General features: G+C 56.7%; 17 protein-coding genes and 1 pseudogene. 6 read left to right on the top strand and 12 right to left on the bottom strand.

The window, feature by feature from the left end; translation table 11 throughout:
• Window positions 1-532 precede the first annotated feature (532 nt).
• Both I2E69_RS15430 and I2E69_RS06455 read left to right on the top strand, forming a co-directional pair.
• Window positions 533-670, top strand: coding sequence for a hypothetical protein (locus tag I2E69_RS15430; RefSeq protein WP_410489105.1), 138 nt, complete (start codon window positions 533-535; stop codon window positions 668-670).
• Window positions 671-672: 2 nt separating this feature from the next.
• A complete protein-coding gene (locus I2E69_RS06455) occupies window positions 673-999 on the top strand; it encodes a helix-turn-helix domain-containing protein (protein WP_195460037.1) in 327 nt (108 codons plus the stop codon).
• Window positions 1000-1437: 438 nt separating this feature from the next.
• Here I2E69_RS06455 and I2E69_RS06450 read toward each other — a convergent pair whose 3' ends face one another.
• From I2E69_RS06450 to I2E69_RS06440, 3 genes and pseudogenes are all read right to left on the bottom strand, one after another.
• Window positions 1438-2001, bottom strand: a complete 564-nt coding sequence (locus tag I2E69_RS06450; RefSeq protein WP_195460034.1) for a YdeI/OmpD-associated family protein — start codon at window positions 1999-2001, stop codon at window positions 1438-1440.
• Entirely contained in the window at window positions 1983-2258 is a 276-nt protein-coding gene (locus I2E69_RS06445) for a zinc ribbon domain-containing protein (protein ID WP_195460089.1), read from the bottom strand. Before I2E69_RS06445 ends, I2E69_RS06450 begins: the two co-directional genes overlap by 19 nt.
• Window positions 2259-2297: 39 nt before the next feature.
• A pseudogene (locus I2E69_RS06440) lies at window positions 2298-2660 on the bottom strand (pyridoxamine 5'-phosphate oxidase family protein); the annotation flags it as partial.
• 260 nt (window positions 2661-2920) lie between these two features.
• On the opposite strand from I2E69_RS06440, the gene I2E69_RS06435 reads away from it, so the two are divergent.
• Window positions 2921-4201, top strand: coding sequence for a BACON domain-containing protein (locus I2E69_RS06435; RefSeq protein WP_195460032.1), 1281 nt, complete (start codon window positions 2921-2923; stop codon window positions 4199-4201).
• Window positions 4202-4288: 87 nt separating this feature from the next.
• Here I2E69_RS06435 and I2E69_RS06430 read toward each other — a convergent pair whose 3' ends face one another.
• Window positions 4289-5917, bottom strand: coding sequence for a SusD/RagB family nutrient-binding outer membrane lipoprotein (locus I2E69_RS06430; RefSeq protein WP_195460030.1), 1629 nt, complete (start codon window positions 5915-5917; stop codon window positions 4289-4291).
• Window positions 5918-5920: 3 nt separating this feature from the next.
• A complete protein-coding gene (locus I2E69_RS06425) occupies window positions 5921-8935 on the bottom strand; it encodes a SusC/RagA family TonB-linked outer membrane protein (RefSeq protein ID WP_410489104.1) in 3015 nt (1004 codons plus the stop codon).
• 307 nt (window positions 8936-9242) lie between these two features.
• On the opposite strand from I2E69_RS06425, the gene I2E69_RS06420 reads away from it, so the two are divergent.
• Window positions 9243-10349 (top strand): MBL fold metallo-hydrolase, encoded by a 1107-nt coding sequence (locus I2E69_RS06420; protein ID WP_317191085.1) that lies wholly within the window; start codon window positions 9243-9245, stop codon window positions 10347-10349.
• Between the two features lie 161 nt (window positions 10350-10510).
• Complete coding sequence (locus tag I2E69_RS06415) at window positions 10511-11098, top strand: HdeD family acid-resistance protein (protein WP_195460024.1); 588 nt, start codon at window positions 10511-10513, stop codon at window positions 11096-11098.
• A 66-nt stretch (window positions 11099-11164) separates the two neighbouring features.
• On the opposite strand, the gene I2E69_RS06410 is transcribed toward I2E69_RS06415, so the two are convergent.
• Genes I2E69_RS06410 through I2E69_RS06400 form a run of 3 tightly spaced genes read right to left on the bottom strand, consistent with a single transcriptional unit; the run spans window position 11165 to window position 14770 of the window.
• Window positions 11165-13654, bottom strand: a complete 2490-nt coding sequence (locus I2E69_RS06410; RefSeq protein WP_195460023.1) for a hypothetical protein — start codon at window positions 13652-13654, stop codon at window positions 11165-11167.
• Window positions 13655-13666: 12 nt separating this feature from the next.
• Window positions 13667-14164: a DUF3868 domain-containing protein gene (locus tag I2E69_RS06405; protein ID WP_195460021.1), complete on the bottom strand. Its 498-nt coding sequence runs from the start codon at window positions 14162-14164 to the stop codon at window positions 13667-13669.
• A gap of 12 nt (window positions 14165-14176) precedes the next feature.
• Complete coding sequence (locus tag I2E69_RS06400; protein ID WP_195460020.1) at window positions 14177-14770, bottom strand: DUF3575 domain-containing protein; 594 nt, start codon at window positions 14768-14770, stop codon at window positions 14177-14179.
• Window positions 14771-15020: 250 nt separating this feature from the next.
• On the opposite strand from I2E69_RS06400, the gene I2E69_RS06395 reads away from it, so the two are divergent.
• Window positions 15021-15377, top strand: coding sequence for a hypothetical protein (locus tag I2E69_RS06395; RefSeq protein WP_195460018.1), 357 nt, complete (start codon window positions 15021-15023; stop codon window positions 15375-15377).
• On the opposite strand, the gene I2E69_RS06390 is transcribed toward I2E69_RS06395, so the two are convergent.
• The 4 genes from I2E69_RS06390 to I2E69_RS06375 all read right to left on the bottom strand — a co-directional run bounded on the left by I2E69_RS06390 (window position 15364) and on the right by I2E69_RS06375 (window position 17933).
• Complete coding sequence (locus I2E69_RS06390) at window positions 15364-15738, bottom strand: DUF488 domain-containing protein (RefSeq protein WP_195460016.1); 375 nt, start codon at window positions 15736-15738, stop codon at window positions 15364-15366. The two genes, I2E69_RS06395 and I2E69_RS06390, sit on opposite strands and share 14 nt — an antisense overlap.
• A gap of 137 nt (window positions 15739-15875) precedes the next feature.
• On the bottom strand, window positions 15876-16025 hold the full coding sequence (locus I2E69_RS06385; protein WP_195460014.1) for a hypothetical protein: 150 nt from the start codon (window positions 16023-16025) through the stop codon (window positions 15876-15878).
• A 63-nt stretch (window positions 16026-16088) separates the two neighbouring features.
• Window positions 16089-16673 carry an RNA polymerase sigma factor gene (locus I2E69_RS06380; protein WP_195460012.1) on the bottom strand — a complete coding sequence of 195 codons (585 nt, stop codon included), beginning with the start codon at window positions 16671-16673 and terminating at the stop codon, window positions 16089-16091.
• Window positions 16674-17033: 360 nt separating this feature from the next.
• Entirely contained in the window at window positions 17034-17933 is a 900-nt protein-coding gene (locus I2E69_RS06375; protein ID WP_195460010.1) for a cation diffusion facilitator family transporter, read from the bottom strand.
• Window positions 17934-18044 lie beyond the last annotated feature (111 nt).

The raw sequence follows: 18044 nt of genomic DNA, 5'->3' as shown, positions 1-18044 counted from the left end.
ACTGATACCCCGAAATTGCGGCTGATTTTGTCCGGTTTTCGGGGTCAATTAGCACCGTTCATAACCGTTCACTCCCCGGACAGCACCAAGTCGGGACGCTGCTCTTATCTTGCCGCCAAGTTTGCAGGAACGCCGGGGGGGGGAGAGGCCGGGGAGTTATGCTGCGGAATCCGCCCGATTCATGGGGCCAATTAGGGCGATTGAGGGAGAACGAGGGCGTAAACAGCATCAAAACAGCGGGGCGTCCCTTATATTGCCGTCGGATTTGCAGGAGCATCGAAGGCAGACGGTCTGGGCGGCATGGAGCGGCCATATATCCGGAAACCTTCGGTTCGGTATTACCTTGCAAATGAAACAAATTTTATTAATTTCTAAAACTTAAATTATGCGGTATTTATTGATTGAAGAAAAAGCGTGGCTGGATATGCAGGCTACCGCCAAGCATTCAAATAAACGGATGCAAATGTTAGAACGATATTACTTCCCGGCGAAAGATTCGGGATGAATCGACAATGCAGAGGTCTGTCAATGACTGAATATCTCCAAACGAACCCTGCAATACTATCGGAACAGCGGGATTTTGCCCTATACCGTAATGGGGAACAAATGTTATTATCAACCCGAAGATGTAAAGGCTGTACTTGACAACGGACTGACTAAAAAGAGGTAACTATGGCAGACGATGGAATATTATGTGGCGATGATGTGATTACCTGCGAAACACCGGAATACAGGGAATTGCTCGCAACGATGCGGAACACCGAGCAGATTGCCGATAGGCTGATGAAAGAGGTACGGCCCAGCCTGCTCAACGAACGGTATTTCACCACAGAACAGGTAATGGAACATTTCCACATCAGCCGCCGAGCTTTACAGAACTATCGGGATAAAGGACTAATACCATACACCTCAATAGGTGGGAATATTCTATACCCGGAAGCTAAAATCAACCAAGTACTGGAGAAGAATTATTATAAACCGACTGTTCCGAAAACCTAATACAAAAACAACCCGGCCACACAGCCGGGTTGTTTTATTCAAATAGATTGCTTACCTTTGTATCGTATTGAAACGCCAGAACATAGGCAAGCAAACCAACGCTTTTCAGGCAACGCCAAAGTGTGTGCAGAAGATTGAACTTTCGATTATTCGACTGATATTCAGAGTACTGAAAAGATAAGCGGAGTCCCTTTATCCGCACTTTTCAGTCCTCTTTTGAGGACTTTTTTGTGCGCATACCGCCACAAATAAGCATATTTCAACTGATTATCCGCAGATTATTTAAATCTATTTCTTAGACAGAGCAGGATTATTCCGATAAAGCAGTCCGGAAAAATACTCGTGGGGCGACCTCGCAGGGAAGAGACAAACTCCGGTCATGGGCGAATTTTTACAAATGGAATCTCAAAAGGAATCTGCACCCGATGTCGTTCAACATCACATCGGCTTCAAATTCTTGTGGAGCCTGTCGATAATCTTTTCCAAGCGGGTTTGACGGGTCTTATCCGATTTGGCATCCAGATAAAACAGCGTGTAGGTGCGCTGTACGGAATCCGGCATCGCCGACAAGTTCGTATAGGCAGGCTCATGCGGCTCAATGAGTTGTTTGAACATCCGGATTTGTTCCTCAGAGGCAAAACTGCGTTTGGAGTTCTCCCACTGCCCGTTTTGCTTGGCACAAACGATGGCATCCAATCCCTGCGGAGTCATTAACCCGCGTGCAATCAGGTTCTGCGCCAGTTCTTTGTTCTTCTCCGACCAGTTACTTTTCGCCCTCCGCCGGGCAAAATATTTCCGATAACGGTTCTCGTCGATGGATTGCATCTGTCCGTCTATCCAGCCAAAACACAATGCCTCTTCGAGTGCATCATTGGCTGAAAGCGTCTCCAAGGCATCGGTCTTCGAAAATATGAGCCAAACACCTTCGCTTGTACCGCCTTCTGCTTCCAGCCATTTCCGAAACAACTCCCTGCACCCGAAAATCAACTCTTTGCCATCCATCTTTTTAACTTCGGGAAGTGTTTTTTCATCTCGGCAATCGCCTCATCCTTCGAGAATTTCGTATCGCAGGCCCCGTTGAACTCATCAAGGTACTCAATACAATGGCCGATCATTTCATCCATCGTACAATCCTGGACAAATGCCCCGCCTTTGTAGCAGTAGCAGCAATATTCGGTGTTCAAGGAGCCGTCTGCATTCGTTCCGAACTGGTCGGCAGTCTGCATCGGCATGCCGCAGCTCTGGCAGAACAGGTTCATGTATTTATCGTTCTTCACGAATGCGTTGTCGATCCAATAGGTCGCCAACTCGGGTGTAAATTTCAGTACGCAATACTCCGGGTCCTCCACACCGCCGGGAAAATGGTCGAGCATCCAGTCGCCCCAGAGCGACCGCTTCACAGCCTCGTCCGTAACAATCTCCATTTTACCCGTGTAAACGATGCTGTCGCCGCCCCTGACAATCGAGACCCCCGCTTTGGGATTGGCCTTGAAATGGGCCGTCTTCGCCGAACTGGTTCCGGTCGAAACATAGATCGCACCGTCTTCGTCCTTGAGTTTCACCATCGCCACCGGACGCGGATAACCGTTTTCGTCGACGGATGCCACCGTAATAATTTGTGCCGTTGCGACCATCTGGGCCGCCTTTTCCTGGATCTTCATAGTCGTTTCTTAGTTTGTTAGCGTCTTCCGACAAAAATAATCATTTATTCCGGATTATCGCTTATCCGGATGCTCCCGGACAGAACATTCCGGCGCCGATTTATTTGCTTATCGGATTTTATTTTCATACCTTGCGGAAAAGATGCAAGGGGGGGGGAAGCCGAGACAAAACCCTCATTTTCAGGATACAGACACAGCCCTGAACTGAATTTTTCCCGACAAACCTCCGCTCCCGGTTGTTTAACTAAAACTCATTTAGTATGAAACATTGGGGACTTTTTCTTTTTGCGCTCGCATTTGCCGCCTGCCACGACGACAATCAGCCCGAACCACAGCCCGACTACTACATTACGCCGGAAGAAGACGAAATCGAAACCGACTGCAACGGCGTGAAACAACGTATCGCCGTCAGTTCGAACTGCGACTGGCATCCGGGTGCAGTCCCGGAGTGGTGCGTCGTGCAGAAAATCACAGCCGACGGCAAGGAATACCTCGATGTGGAGGTTTTACCCAACACCGAGGAGACTTCACGCGATACAACCATACCACTCCTCTATGGCAGGCGCATCGCAACGGCCACACTGACCGTTACCCAAAGCGGGAAAGAACCGGTCGATCGTTTGAAATGGTCCTTATTCTCGATTTACCCGGTTCTCTACAATCCCGATGCAACATATGAAGTGCTGGAAGACAACATTACGCGCAGGTATCGAATCTCCGGCAAGGCAGTCTTTACCAATCCATCGTGGCGAAAGCAAATTTTTCCGGGCAACGCGATCAGTTGCCGTTCCGACATGCTGACATTGACGGATTACCAGGATAAATTCACCTTCAACCCAATAACTCTTTGCACGACGGCGGCAGTCGGAAGCGAACTCGCATTCAGAGACCTGCCGGAGCCTTCCTACGAAAAATTCAACGAATGGATCCGGGAGATCACGGTGGCATTACCGAAAGAAGGCCTCGGACTCATTTATAATAACATTCCAACGCAGTATTATTCATACAGACACCTGCACCTGTTGGGCGTCGGCAACTTAGGATTAAAGCTGGATGAGTTGATAAGCGGAAAACCCTATACCGAAAAGGAGATGGCAAAATCGACGGGGTTGATCTATGATTTTACCTATAATTGGTTCAGCACCATTATGGATTTCCCCGACAAACCGATCAATGAAACGATCAGCGACGAGGACCGGCGAGATCTACGGTTTATAAACAACGTATATTTCGGAATCACGGCATTGCTGTTGGTCGAAACCAATTACGGGTATACCGAGGCCAACCGTGTTACCCGGAAAATAATGAAAGGGGAGGAATTAAACGGCGAAGAGACGAAGATCGGGAACGACCTCACCGCCTATTACATCTATTTCGACAAGAGCGGCACTCTGCGGACCGAAACGGGCGGCAGAATATTGATCGGAAAATACTTTCACGACATAACGACTTTGGAGGGCGGCATTGTTCCGCTGTGTTTTACGACCTTTACAGCCTCCGGTAACGAAGGCCAGATGGAAATAACCTTCGATTTGCCGTAATCCAGCGACGGAAAGCGCAAAACCAAAGGCAGGGACTTTATCCCTGCCTTTATCGTTATCGCGTGCAAAGCCGGATCGTGCTCCGGATCAGAAGTTCCGCCCCGTGTCCCACCAAAGGCGGGTTCCGCCGTCGTCCGGTCCCGCGAGCTCCTTGACCAACGCCGCATACTGGTCGGGATCGGAGGTTTCCAGCGTCGCAGGATAAGGCAGCCGTCGGATCATCGTCTCGGTGTCGATACTCTGCCCTTTGCTGTGGTTGTAGCGCACCGGAAACAGCCGCGGATAGCCCGTGCGGCGCTGTTCGGCCCATGCCTCGCAGCCTTCGGGATACATGGCGATCCACTTTTGGGTGATGATCCGTTCGAGTTTCAACTCGGGGCTCGCCGTCTCGTCCCAGCGGGGCGACACACGACACCGCGCGGCAATGTCGTTTTCCGGGGCCAGGGGATCGCTGTAATCGGCCGCCATAGCATCGCTCGCAAGGTATTTTTCATACCCGGGCGCCTGCCACTGGGCGAACGACATCGTCACGCCGTTGCGGTAACACGTCTCGGCATCTTCGTCGGTCCAACCCCGCAGGGCCGCTTCAGCCCGCAGGAACCACACCTCCGCCGCCGTCATCAGCACGGCATCGGTCGTCGTTTCGATCGCCAGCCGCGAAAAAGCGGCGTAATAATTATGGGAAAAACAGGTTCCCTGACGGATGCCGCGAAAGTCGCCTTTAAGCGCCACCGTCACCAGTTCCCCCGATTCATCCGGGATGACCAGGTCGCTCTTGCAGGGCTCGAAGAATTTCCCGAGCCGCGGATCGCCGTATCCTCCCATTATCGACTCCATCGAGGCATTCATCGCCGCTTCGTTCCAATTGCGGTTGATCTCGCCCAACGGGTTCATATAGGTCCCCGACGTGGATACCGCAGCGTTCGCTGGGTTCGCCTCGATCACTCCGAAAGGCCCCGCAAGGGATTTGCGGAACTCGGCAGCGCCCCGTTCGGGCATAACGCCCGACACCCGCATCGCCAGACGCATGCGCAGCGAGGCGGCAAAGCGAATCCACGACGTATAGCTGCCGTCGAGCAGCAGGTCGAATTTTCCGAACTCTTCGGACGGACCCCGGCTTTGGACGACGGCGGTGAGAATCTCCTCCGCCTCGTCCAGGTCGTTGAAAAAGTGGCCGTAAACCTCTTCCTGACTGTCGGGCACATACTCGTTGCCGCGATTACCGAAATGGGTGTAGATCACCGGACCGTAGTAGTCGGTCACACGATGCATGACAAGCACCTTGAGTATTTTCGTAATGGCGTAAAACGCCGGCATCTGTTCCGGCGCAGTCTGTTCCAGCCGGTAAATCTCAGGCATGATGTAGGAGTAGGTGAACTGCCACATGGCGCTGTTCCAGCCGTCCTGCAGGTTGTAATCGGAATTGTGGCTGCCGCCCTGCAGCGGTTTGGGGTCGTGCATATACCCCGAAAACATGTCCGCACTGAGGTTCTGGGTCATCTGGAACGGCCAGTTTTTCCCCTTGCCGTAGTCGTAGTTGAAATAGACTCCCTGCTGGATGATTCCCAGGCGATAGCCGAGGCCGTTGTTGTCGGCCTCCAGTTCCTTGTCCGTAATTCCGGACCGGTCGTCGTTCAGGTCGCGGAAATTCCCCGTGCAGGCCCCGAGGGCAACCGCACAGCATCCGGCGAACAGATAGGTATACCAACGTTTCATCCGTTAAAACTCCAGTTTAATGTTAAATCCGAAACTCCGGACCGTCGGCATGCCGAATACATCGATTCCCTGGTTGTCGTTGCCTGTCGAGAGGATAAGGTCGGGATCGAACGGCGCGGCATTGTAGATGAAAAAGAGGTTACGGGCCACAAACGATACCGTAGCGCCGCTGAACACGCCCGTTCGCCGCAACAGCTTGCCGGGCAGCGCATAGGAGAGCGACACTTCGCGCAGGCGGATGTTCGTCGCATCGTACATGTAATATTCCGTCACCCCGGCGCGGCCTCCGACCAGTTTGTAGAAACTCCGCACATTCTCGATCCGCTGCCCTTCGAGCGTCACATAGCCCCGGTCGCGCGCATCGGCCGTCGCTTTTGTAACGCCGTAGGAGTCGAGGTCGGCCATCGTCTGCGACAGCACATGGCCTCCGTAGCGGCAATCGACGAGCATCGACAACGACACGCCCTTGTAGGAAAACGTATTGTTCCACGACAACGCGAACACCGGATTGGCGTTGCCCACCTTGACGGTGTTTCCCTCGCCTCTGGTCCGGGGCAGCCCGGCGTAATCCCCGTCGGTCTCGTAGACGATAGCCCCGTTTTCGTCGCGTTCGAACGCCCGCCCGTAAATATCTCCGATCGAACCTCCTTCGACCAGCTTCATGGCATAGGACGAAGAGAAGCTCGACGGACCGTAGACATATTCGCGCAGTTCGTCATGGAGCTTGATTACGCGGTTCTTATTATAGGAAAAATTGACCGTCGACTGCCACGTCAGCGCCTTTCCGTAGACCGGATAGGCGTTGAGCGAAATCTCCACGCCTTCGTTCTCGATGTTTCCGGCATTCTCGTACCGGAAAGCATAGGCTTCGCCCGAAAGCGCCGGCAACTTGAAGAACTGGTTGCGGGTGTTGGTCTTGTAATAAGTCGCATTGACACCCAGCCGGTCCCCGAAGAAGCGCCATTCGAGACCGGCCTCGACAGCCTGGGTCATTTCGGGCTTGAGTTCGGTTCCGGGCGCCGCATCCGCAGCGTTTATGCCTCCGCCGGCCGTCACGTGGGCTTTCGGATTGGTAATGAACATCGGAATATCGTTGCCCACGCGGCTCCACGTCAGGCGCACCTTGCCCAGCGAAATCCACTCCGGCAGTTTGAACATCTTGCCGATCACCCACGACGTACCCAGCGAGTAGTAAAAGTAGCCCCTGCCCTCGGCCGAAGTGTAGGCCAATGTCGAAGCCCAGTCGTTGCGCCCCGTAACCTCGAAGGTGAGGCTTTCGGCATATTTGACCGACGCCGTGGCGAACAGCGACTGTATCTGGCGGCGGGCGTCGATCTGTTCGTCGACATAGGCCGAACTGTTCATGACGATGTTGGCGACGTTGAAAACATTGGGATAGTAGAGCGACGCGGTTTTCGAATCCATCCGCAGCGAGTTGACCGTACGGTCGTTGAGCGACGCCCCGGCTGTCGCACTGAAGATCCACTTCTCCGAAAAGCGCTTGTCGAACAGGGCCAGCACCTCGCCGTTGAAAAGCGTCTCCGAGAAACTGCTCTCGACATAACGCCCGTTCGCCCCGGCCAGCGCCGGAGCCGTCGACGCATAGAACTTCTGGCGGACCTTGTCGCTGAAGTGGTCCACATTGGCGCGGGCCCTGATCCGAAGCCAGTCGTTCACCTTCCAGTCGGCCGACAGCGAAGCCATCACCCGGTTGCGGACGCTCCGGCTGCGAATACGGTTGACGATCCAGTAGGGATTTTGCTCGAAATCGTCGCTCGGGGCGATCCACTGCTGCACACCCAGCTTGCGGTCCTGGTCATAGACCTCGAAATGCTCCCGGTAAGGAGTTATGTCCTCACCGCGCGGAAACCGGTAAAGCCCGACCAGCGGATTCATGTAGAAGCCGCCCGGCACGGGTTTATCCTCCACGGCCTGGCGCATGAAACTGATGTTCCCGTCGAGGCGGAGCCGCTCGCGGAACAACTCCGATGTCGTGCGCAGGTTGAAATTATGGCGCATCAAACGGTTCTTCCCGGTGATGCCCCGTTCGGCGGTATTGGCGTAGGAGAAATAGTTCTGAAGTTGTTTCGACCCCGTCGAGACCGAAACGGAGTTTATCGCCGTTATGCCCGTACGGAAAAACTCCCCGGCGTTGTCGTAAGCCTTTACCCCGCCGCGTGCGCCCCAACTCTCCACACCGCCGCTCGCTCCGTAACGGTCCTGGAACTCGGGCAGGCTGAAAGGAGTCTGAAAGGTAAGGTTCGTCGAGAATATCACGGGCTGCTGCTTCCCGGCTGAGCCTTTCTTGGTCGTAATCAGGATGACGCCGTTCGCAGCCTGGCTACCGTAGAGCGCAGCCGCCGGAGCGCCCTTGAGTACCGAAACGCTCTCGATGTCCTCGGCATTGAGGTTCGAAATACCGTCGCCGCCATCGCGGTTTCCGGCGTCGGCGATTCCGCCGATGGCCGAATAGGCCTGCTCGGGCGAGGAGTTGAGCATCGGCATGCCGTCGACCACATACAAGGGCTGGTTGTCGCTGGCCACCGAACGAACGCCGCGGATGCTCACCTTGGCCGACGATCCCGCCCCCGAGGAGCTCTGGTTGACCTGCATTCCGGCCGATTTACCGGCAAGCGAGAGGATCAGATTCGGCGATTTGACCGCCGTGAGCTGCGAACCTTTGATCTTGTCGGCAGCATAAGTCAGGTCGACGTAGTTGCGTTCGAGGCCCAGGGCCGTCACGATCACGTCTTCGATGGACTTCACGTCCTCCTGCAAGACGATCTCCAGTTCGGTGCGGCTCCCCGGCACGATGCGGCGCGGAAGATACCCCAGGCATGAAAAGTCGAGTACGGCGCCCGGACGGACGCTGATCGAGAACCCGCCGTCCGAGAGCGTAGCCACCCCGTTCGGGGTTCCGTGTTCCACGACGGTAACCCCGACCAACGGATTCCCCGCTTCGTCGGCTACACGGCCTTTAACGACTGTTTTCTGCGGCGCAGATTGTGCACGGGCCACAGGACCGGGCGCAAAACACGACCAGACGACCAGGAGCAAAGCGGCTGTAAACCTCACATATCCCGGACGCAATTTTTCAATACCATGCATAAGGGCGTCACTTATCACAGAATAATCCGCCACAAAAATAGCAAATTTAACATAAACGGCATAAAAAAGCACAAAAAAGACCAATTTATCTCATACATTTACGTTTATCAGGTCGGGCCGGGAAACAAACCGGTAAAAATGGTAGCTACGACCGTAATTCGTATAACCGCCGTTGTCCCGGAATTTAGGTATCTTTGCAGCATACAATCTGCAAATCATGTCTGTCAAGAAAAAAAGAAGAAAAATGGGAATGATCATAGGTCTGGTCCTCGCGGCGGCGATTGCCGCCGGGATAATCGCCGTCCTGCCGGGCTTCGGACGCCTGCCCCGGGGTGAACGGCGCGAACGGGTCCTCAATTCGCCGAACTACCGCGACGGCCAGTTCCGCAACCTCGAACCCAGCCCCCTGATGGCCGGCGGCAAAGGACGCGTGCGCGGCATGCTCGAATTCCTGTTCGGCAAAAAGGAGGGACTGCGCCCCGAACGCCCCGTGACGGCGATCCGCACCGACCTCAGGGCGCTCGCGCCGGAGAGCGACCTGGCGGTCTGGTTCGGCCACTCCTCCTGCCTGATCCAGGCCGACGGGCGGCGCGTGCTCGTCGATCCGGTTTTCCTCAGCGCGGCGCCCCTCCCGCTGCTTAACCGGCCGTTCAAAGGCGCCGATCTTTACCGTCCGGAGGATATGCCCGACATCGACTACCTGATCATCACCCACGACCACTGGGACCACCTCGACCGCGGGACCGTCACAGCGCTCAGGCCGCGCATCCGGACGGTCGTCTGCCCGCTGGGCGTCGGAGAACATTTCGAATACTGGGGCTTTCCCAAAGAGCGAATCGTGGAACTCGACTGGCACGAGCAGGCTGCGCTCGACGACGGCTTCACCATCCACTGCCTGCCCGCGCGCCACTTCTCGGGACGCGGGCTGAACTCCAACCAGACGCTCTGGGGATCGTTCCTGCTGCAATCGCCTTCGCGGAAAATCTACATAGGCGGCGACGGCGGTTACGGGAAACATTTCGCCCAGATCGGCCGCGAATTCCCGGACATCGACCTGGCGATACTCGAAAACGGACAATATAACGAAGCGTGGCGGTACATCCACACCCTGCCCGGCCAACTGGCGCAGGCGGCCAAAGACCTCGCGGCAAAACAAATCCTGACCGTTCACCACTCCAAATACGCTCTCGCCCGGCATCCCTGGGACGAACCGCTGAAGACCGAAGCGGCGCTGGCCGCCGACACCACACTGCACGTCCTGCGCCCCGAGATCGGCGAAGTTGTTCGGCTCGCAGCCCCGCAAGCGGCCGCCGTATCCCGCTAAAACAGGTCCGGCCCGAAACGCCGGGGTCCGCCGCCCGGCCCCGTACTACCCCATCCCGCCCCGGTCTCACGGCATTCGGCTGATTATCCGGACTTTTCCTCGCATCAGCCCAGGCGTCTCTGGTATGCAAATTGCTCGAAGAGGAAGAAATTCCTTATACCATGGACAATATTTCCTCACTGATCGAAAATTCGAAGCAGGCCGTCCGCTACTGGTGGCTGCTGCTGATCATCGGCATCGCGCTCTTCGTCGTCGGCGTGCTGACCTTCGTCTATCCGGCCCAGAGCTACCTGGGCATGTCGCTCCTCTTCGGCTGGCTGATGCTGCTTTCGGGCATCCTGGAGGTCGTACTCTCGTCGGCCAACAGGCACTTCATCACGGGCCGCGGCTGGATGATGGCCGGAGGCATCATCGAGATCATCCTCGGCATCATCCTGATCTTCAACGTCGGGCTCTCGGCCGCCACGCTGCCCATCTTCCTCGGGTTCTGGCTCATGATGCGCGGATTCAGCGCCATCGGCCTGGGCGGCGACATGAGCGCCATGGAGATCGCCGGCTCGGGCTGGACCATCTTCACGGGCGTTTTGCTGCTGCTCTGCTCGCTGTGGATTTTGTTCCAGCCGTTGGTTATCGGCACTACGGCCGTCATCGTCTGGGTCGGCATCACATTGCTGCTGGCGGGCATCACGGCCATCTCGCTGGCCCTCCAGCTCCGCAACGCCCACCACTGCCTGCGCGGCGACTGCTGACGCCCGCCGACAAAAAAACCGGGACGATCCGTTGTGGGTCGTCCCGGTTTTTCATTCCCGCAGCAGCTATTCGAAATCCTCTTTGAACAACCCGTACTTACGGATCAGGCGGGAAATTTCGGGATCGAGGTTCCCGCGGAATTTCAGGCTTTCACGCAATTCCACCGAGCGCAGGAAATATTTCACGGCCTGCTCCTCGTCGCCCAGACGCGCCGCGAGAATCGCCAGCATGTACTGGATATCGGGTGTCGAGGCCGCCCCCGACTCGGCGCGCAGGATGCGGTAGGCGGCGGCATCGTAGCCCAGCGACATGTAGGCCAATGCCGTATTGCGGTCTTCGTAGGGACGCAGGATCGCGAGCGCCTCTTCGTAACGGCGCTTTCGGAGCAACTCCACGGCGTGCATGTAGTTCGAATCGACCTCGGTCGTGTAGACCGTGTCCTGCTGCATGCCGCGGCGGTGGAGGTTAAACCTGAAATCCACGGCACGCATCTGCGGGTAGATCACCCGGCGCAGGCGGTCGTAGGCTTTGGGATACTTCATCCGGATACGCCATTCGCGGGTATCGGGATTCCCCTCCCACTTCATCATGGCGAGCACCTCCTGCTTGTCGGCGATCAGCGTATCGGCAACAGCCAGCCGGTAGAGTTCGTCCCAGTCCTCGGCCAGCCACTTCGTACGCAGCAGGTTCGGCAGGTCGGGAAGTTCTTCCGCCGGCTTAACGAGTACCTGCCGGCCGTTTTCGTCGAGCGTATAGCTGGCTGAAACCTTGAGCGAATCGTACAGCGTGCGGAACTCCGACACGAGCACACGCCGCAGCGCCTCGGCGCGTTCGCGGGCCAGCCGGTCGTTGACCTGCCAGGTTCCTTCGGGCGACGCCGTGGCCCGCAGCGTGATGCTGTCGATGATGTAGACCGGATCGGTCATCAAATCGCGCGTCAGCGACCGCACGGCGGCAATCTGGCGGCGGTTGGCGGTCAGCGTGTCCACGAGGGTCGACTTTCCCGAGGGGAAGGTGAAGAAGAAACGCGCGTTGGCCTCCGCGTCGCGCAGCACGATGCGCTGCATGTAACGGGTCGTCTCGTCGAGGAACGTGGTCATCGAAGCGACGTTGTAGGTCAGCGTATCCGACCGGGTGATGCGATACGTCCGCCCGCTCCGGTCCTCGACCTCTCCGGCAAGGCAGAGGTAAAGTTTCGAGGAGTTTTCGTCGGCCTGCACCTGTTCGGTATAGTAATAATCCACCCGTCCGTCGGGCCGGTAAATCACCGTATCGAGCCGGGCATCGGCATAGTAGGGATGGCGCACGAGACGCGCAAAAGCCGCAGGGCTGTTCGCCGCCAGCTCCCGGTTGCGCTGAACCTCGGCGTCGCGGAGCATGTTGCGCTGCACCTCCGCCGTGTCGATACCGTTCAGGTTCGCCAGGCGGTCGGCGACATAGAGTTTGCGAATCCGGTAATTCTCCCGGGCGGCGCTGTCGCCGGTCTCGCGCAGCATTCCTTCGACCGCCGGACGGCGCAGCCCCGTGTAGGCGAGCCGCTGTCCGGCCAGTGTACGTATCCGGGCATTGTCGGCCGTATAAACATCGCCGTACACGCGTCCCGGAGTCTCTGTCAGCGAACGGATGTAAGCCTCGCGTCGGCGGCCTCCGCCGACCGGGTATTCTCCCTCCACACGGGTATACACCTCGCCGCCGGGCAGCACGTCATCGCCCTCGTAGGCATGACGAAAACGGGGTGCGAAATAGTCGTTCAGATGGTCGAACTTGTCGTTCGCATCAGGCACATAGGAGGTCCGCTGCTGCACCTTGCGGTCGGTCGTCAGCACATACCTGCGCAGCCGGGCATACTGCCGGCGGCGTTCGCCGCGGGTCGTCCAGCCCACAACCTTGTCGAACATCGCCTCTTCGGGCTCCATGTGTTCCAGGCGATCCCGAGCATCGGCATACTTCGCCCGTTCTTCCGCCACATAGTTCATATACCGGAAATACCCCTTTTTGTCGCCGAAGCGCGCGAAATAATCGGCGCTGTCGACGATTCGCCCGAGGTAATGGTCGTAACGGGCATATTCGCGCCGCTGCATCGTGCGGAAGCGGTCGCCGCTGTAAACCAGCGGATCGAACGGAAGCGTATCCGCCCCTTTGAGCAGTTGCGGATCGACCACCAACTGCCAGTTCCTGGCCTGCAGTTCCTGCGGAACCGACACGATGAACTCGACGTTGATCTTGCCGTTGCGCTCCACCAGGTTGCGGCGGTTCGAGGCCGAAATGACCACCTCGTCGATGGCCACCGACATCATCTTCTCGCCCGACACCGAATCGACGGCAACCGGCGTAATGAAGAGTTCCGTGCCGTCCTGCTTACGATAGGTAATGATTTTCTGCGTCCGGACCGTATCGGCCGCCGCCGTCACAGGGGTCTGCGCCGTCCGGGCCGGCAGGTGCACCCCCACTTCGGGATCGCTCTTGCTCAGTTTGCGGATGTTTCCGCATCCGGACAGGAACGCGCCCGCGGCAACGACTGCCGCGGCATATCCTATCCATTCTCGCCGTTTCATCTCCGGAGGGGATTATTTGCGGGAGGTGTCGACCGCACCGTTCACATCGGCCGTAAATACCCGCCGGACACCGCCCGGCGAAGTCTGTACCTGACGCAGCACGAGCGTAGCGCCGGCCATCCAGCTTTCATAGGGGACCTTCATCTCGTAGCGGAACACCTGGTCGGTTTTCCGGTCGGCATTGATGGTCATATACGGCTGCCGCTCGGCCCAATAGGCGCCCGAAAGACGGCGGCGGCGCTCCTGCATGTGCTGCTGGTAGCGTCCGTTGATCAGGATATGGGGGAAGAGTTTCACCGACTTGCGGTCGGGAGTGCTCAACTCGGGCAGGATCGTCCAACTCTGCGAACGGGTCACGGCCTTGCGCGACACCGCGATTTCCAGTACCATGTGCAGTTGGCCGTTGCTTTCGGAGAGCACCTTGCGGGTCACGGCGACATCGCCTACGATCTGGGCTCGAAGCGAAAGCGCGGCCAGGAGAAATACGAAAAGGAGGCAGTATTTTTTCATGGGTCGCAGCGTTTATTTCTTGGAATTGAACAGGTAGACGAACGTAACGCCGACTTCGGTGGGAATCGGCAGGAACCGTTTGGTATCGACATACGATTTGCGTTTCGGACCGTTCACCGGCTCGGTATGGTAGCTCAGGCGCGCCAGTCCGGCCCCGGCCGAAAGTTCGAGGTTCCAATGGGGGCTGACGTAAAACTGATAACCGATGCTGAAGCCCGCGCCGACGAACGAACCCTTGTAGTAATTCGTCTTCAGCCCTTGCAGAATCCGGTTGCCGATGATCGGGAGCTTGAAACCGCCGACCTCGAACTTGCCGCCGATGGCATGCACCCCGAAAAAGAGACGCGTGTACTTCTCGGTCACCCAGTAGCGGTACTCGGGGCGAATGAACCAATGCTGGATTTTGTTGTCCGAACCGATGGTCCAGGGGTTGTAATTGGCCGAAAAGCCCACTGTGGAGTGTTTGCTGACAGCCACTTCGGCCCCCACGTTCAGGGTCGTCGTAGCCCAGTAAAGCAGGTTGGTCTTCACGGCCACCTGCTGCGCAGACGCTCCCGGCCAGCCGCACACAGCCAGCAGAAGCATCAGAACGATCTTCTTATTCATAATACACAGATTGATTCGCGTTTGCACCTGTCCGAGCGGGCCAAAATAGCCGTTCCCGTCGCCTTCTCAGACAATTATCGATACAAAAGTGGCCATAAAACCCAAAAATATGTGTATCATAAACAATACAAAACACCGGGAGGTTCAAAAAGTTCCGGACGCGAACCCGCTGGTTCTGAATACTTCCGTGTGAAGAATTTGGCTTTTCAGCCGGAAACAGCTACCTTTCGTACGCAAAAATACCCGATTGATGCTGAAACTAACGATCGCAATACTCGCGGCAACCCTGCTGACCGCCTGCGGAGGTCCGGGACGACGGGCCGAAAAGCAACCCCAAAAAACGGTTTTGTGCGGCGGCTATACCCAGCAGCGCCCCCTCAGCGACGCCGAGCGAGCGCTGTTCCGCCAGGTGACTGACAGTTTGACAGGCGTGAGCTACACCCCGGAAAGCGTCGCCACGCAAGTCGTGGCGGGAACCAACTACCGCTTCGTCTGCACGGCGAAGGCCGCAACGCCCGACCCCGCGACCTACGAGGCCGAAATCGTCGTCTACCAGCCGCTGCCGGGACGGGGCGAGCCGAAAATCACGAAAATTACGCGTCTGTAACGCGCTCGACCGCTTTCTGCAAATACTCCTGCAAGATAAGCGCATGGTTCTCCGCCGCGTTCTTCGAGGCGTAGAGCAGCGTCACCGTGTCCGCATCGCCGATATTGCGGATAAATTCCCGCACGGCCTGCGAAGCGCGCAGTTCATCGGTATAACGGCGGCGGAACTCCGCCCACCGCCCCGCGGGATCGGCGTGATACCAGATGCGCAGTTCGGCCGAGGGCGCCAGGTCCTTGGCCCAGATGTCGTAATGCAGCGCATCCTTGCGTACGCCCCGCGGCCAGAGTTTGTCGACCAATACCCGGCAACCGTCATCCGGCGCCGGCGCTTCGTAAACCCGTTTTATTCGTATTCGTGCCATAATACCCGATTGATTATTTACCAGATGCGGTGCAAAAAACAGACCGGAGCACCGCGAGCCCGTTCCCTGAAAGGACCGCATTATCCCAAACAAATGAAGGGCGCCTCCCGGCGCCCTTCCCCATCAAAAATTAACCCTTAAAAATTATCTCCTTTTCGGAAGACCTCCGAGAGGTAATGGTGTAAATAGCATAAATCCGCATCACCCTGTACAACCTCCCGCATCATTAAATCTTCGTCCTCGGAGATGCCGTTGTCTGAAACTTCATTTTTGTCAATCTCCTCCATAGGCCTTAATTTTAGCTTGCTTGCATTTATATAACGCAACCCATTCGGGAATATTGTGCGGAATCAGCTCAAGACCATATTTTTTTCCTTGATCATGCGGCGCAGGTTGATCAGCGCGTAACGCATGCGTCCCAGCGCCGTGTTGATACTCACGTCGGTCTGCTCGGCTATCTCCTTGAAGCTCAACCCGGAAAAGTAGCGCATGATCACCACCTCGCGCTGCTCTTCGGGCAGCAGTTCGACCAATGCGCGCACGTCGCGTTCGATCTGGTCGCAGACCATCGAATCCTCGATCGTACGCTCGGCCAGCTTCAGCGTCCCGAGTACGTCGTAACCGGCCTCCGCCTCACTCACGGACTTGTTCTGCCGCTGTGCGCGGAAGTGGTCTATCACCTGGTTGTGGGCGATGCGCAGAATCCATGAAAGGAACTTGCCGTTATCTGTATAACGGCCTTCGTCGATCACACGGACGGCTTTGATAAATGTCTCCTGGAAAATATCATCGGCCACGTCACGGTCCTTGACCATCATGTTGATGTAGTCACGTACGCGACGACTATGGCGTTCGATGAGTTTGGATATGGCACTTTGGTCACCTGAAAGGTAGTGATTAAGCAATACCTGGTCACTTAATACTTGCACGTTCATACTCTTGTCTCCTAATTAGTTACTAAGAGTAGATTTCTGTCCCGATAGGCAATCCTTTTTAGTGTTAGATGTCGTTACTGCTGTGTTCGGGCCTCGTCAAACATCGGAGTTTCCGGAGGCTTCACGTGGACAAGATAAGCACTTTTTCCGAAAATACCAAATTTTTCTACTCTGCCGGAAAATTTTCCGGCCCGTTCTTCCTGCCCGAAATGAACAAAATCCGTGCCAGAAAATACCCGAATCCGAACAAAATAAAAAACGGCTCTCAGTGAAAGGGCAGAACCGGCGGGTAAAATTCCACTCCGGTCGCACATACCTGACCCCGGCCGCCACACACCGCTGCTCGATACCGTGCGCCGCTTATTTCATCGGCTCGACATGAATGGCGATCATCGTCCCCTCGCCGAAACGGGCGCGCAGACGGTGTTCGATGTCGACCGTCAGGGCGTGGGACTGCGCCACGGTCATCGCCCCGTCCATACGGACATGAACCTCGATGGCGATCGAAGCCCCGATACGACGGGTCCGCAGGTTGTGCGGCTCCCGCACGCCGGGTTCGGCCGTCACGATTTGCAGGATCTCCTGCTCCACGTCCGCCGGAAGCGAACATTCCAGCAGTTCGTCGAGCCCCGTGCGAATCAGGTCGAAGGCCACCTTGAAGATGAACACCGCCACGATGAGCGCTGCGATCGGATCGGCGATGCGCCACTTCTGGCCCAGGAAATAGGCACAGGCGATACCGACCAACGTACCCAGCGACGACAGTGCGTCGCTGCGGTGATGCCAGGCATTGGCCACGACGCTCGGACTGTCGACCGCGCGGCCTTCGCGAACGGTATAACGGTAGAGAATTTCTTTGGCGACGATCGACAACACGGCCGCCACAAGGGCGATCAGTCCCGGCCGGGGCAGCAACCCGCCGTCGACCACGACCCGGATGTCCCGGATGCTGTTGACGAGAATCCCGGCCCCCACGACTCCCAGCGCAAGGCTTATGATGATCGTGGCGAGGGTCTCGTATTTGCCGTGGCCGTAATCGTGACCGTCGTCACGGGGCTTGGACGAAATCCGAACGAAGGCGATCACCACGACATCGGTCGCAAGGTCCGAAAACGAATGCACGGCATCGGCGATCATCGCCCCGCTTCGCCCGACGATTCCGGCGGCGAGTTTCGCAAACGACAATACGAGGTTGACCACAAACCCGACAAGGGTCACGCGGTAGATTCTGCGCTTCCGGATTTCCGCTTCACTGGACATAGGCGTAAAAGTTAAAATTCAAAAATACGTTTTTTTTCGGTTCCGACAGGAGCGGCCGGCAGTTTTTGATTTTAGATGAGCAGATTTGCACTTAACCGAAGGCGGCTCCTG

It is taken from the genome of Alistipes sp. D31t1_170403_E11, assembly GCF_015553985.1.
Lineage (GTDB): Bacteria > Bacteroidota > Bacteroidia > Bacteroidales > Rikenellaceae > Alistipes > Alistipes montrealensis.
Note: the sequence above shows the minus strand (reverse complement) of the source record. Positions and strands in the feature narration are given on the sequence as shown.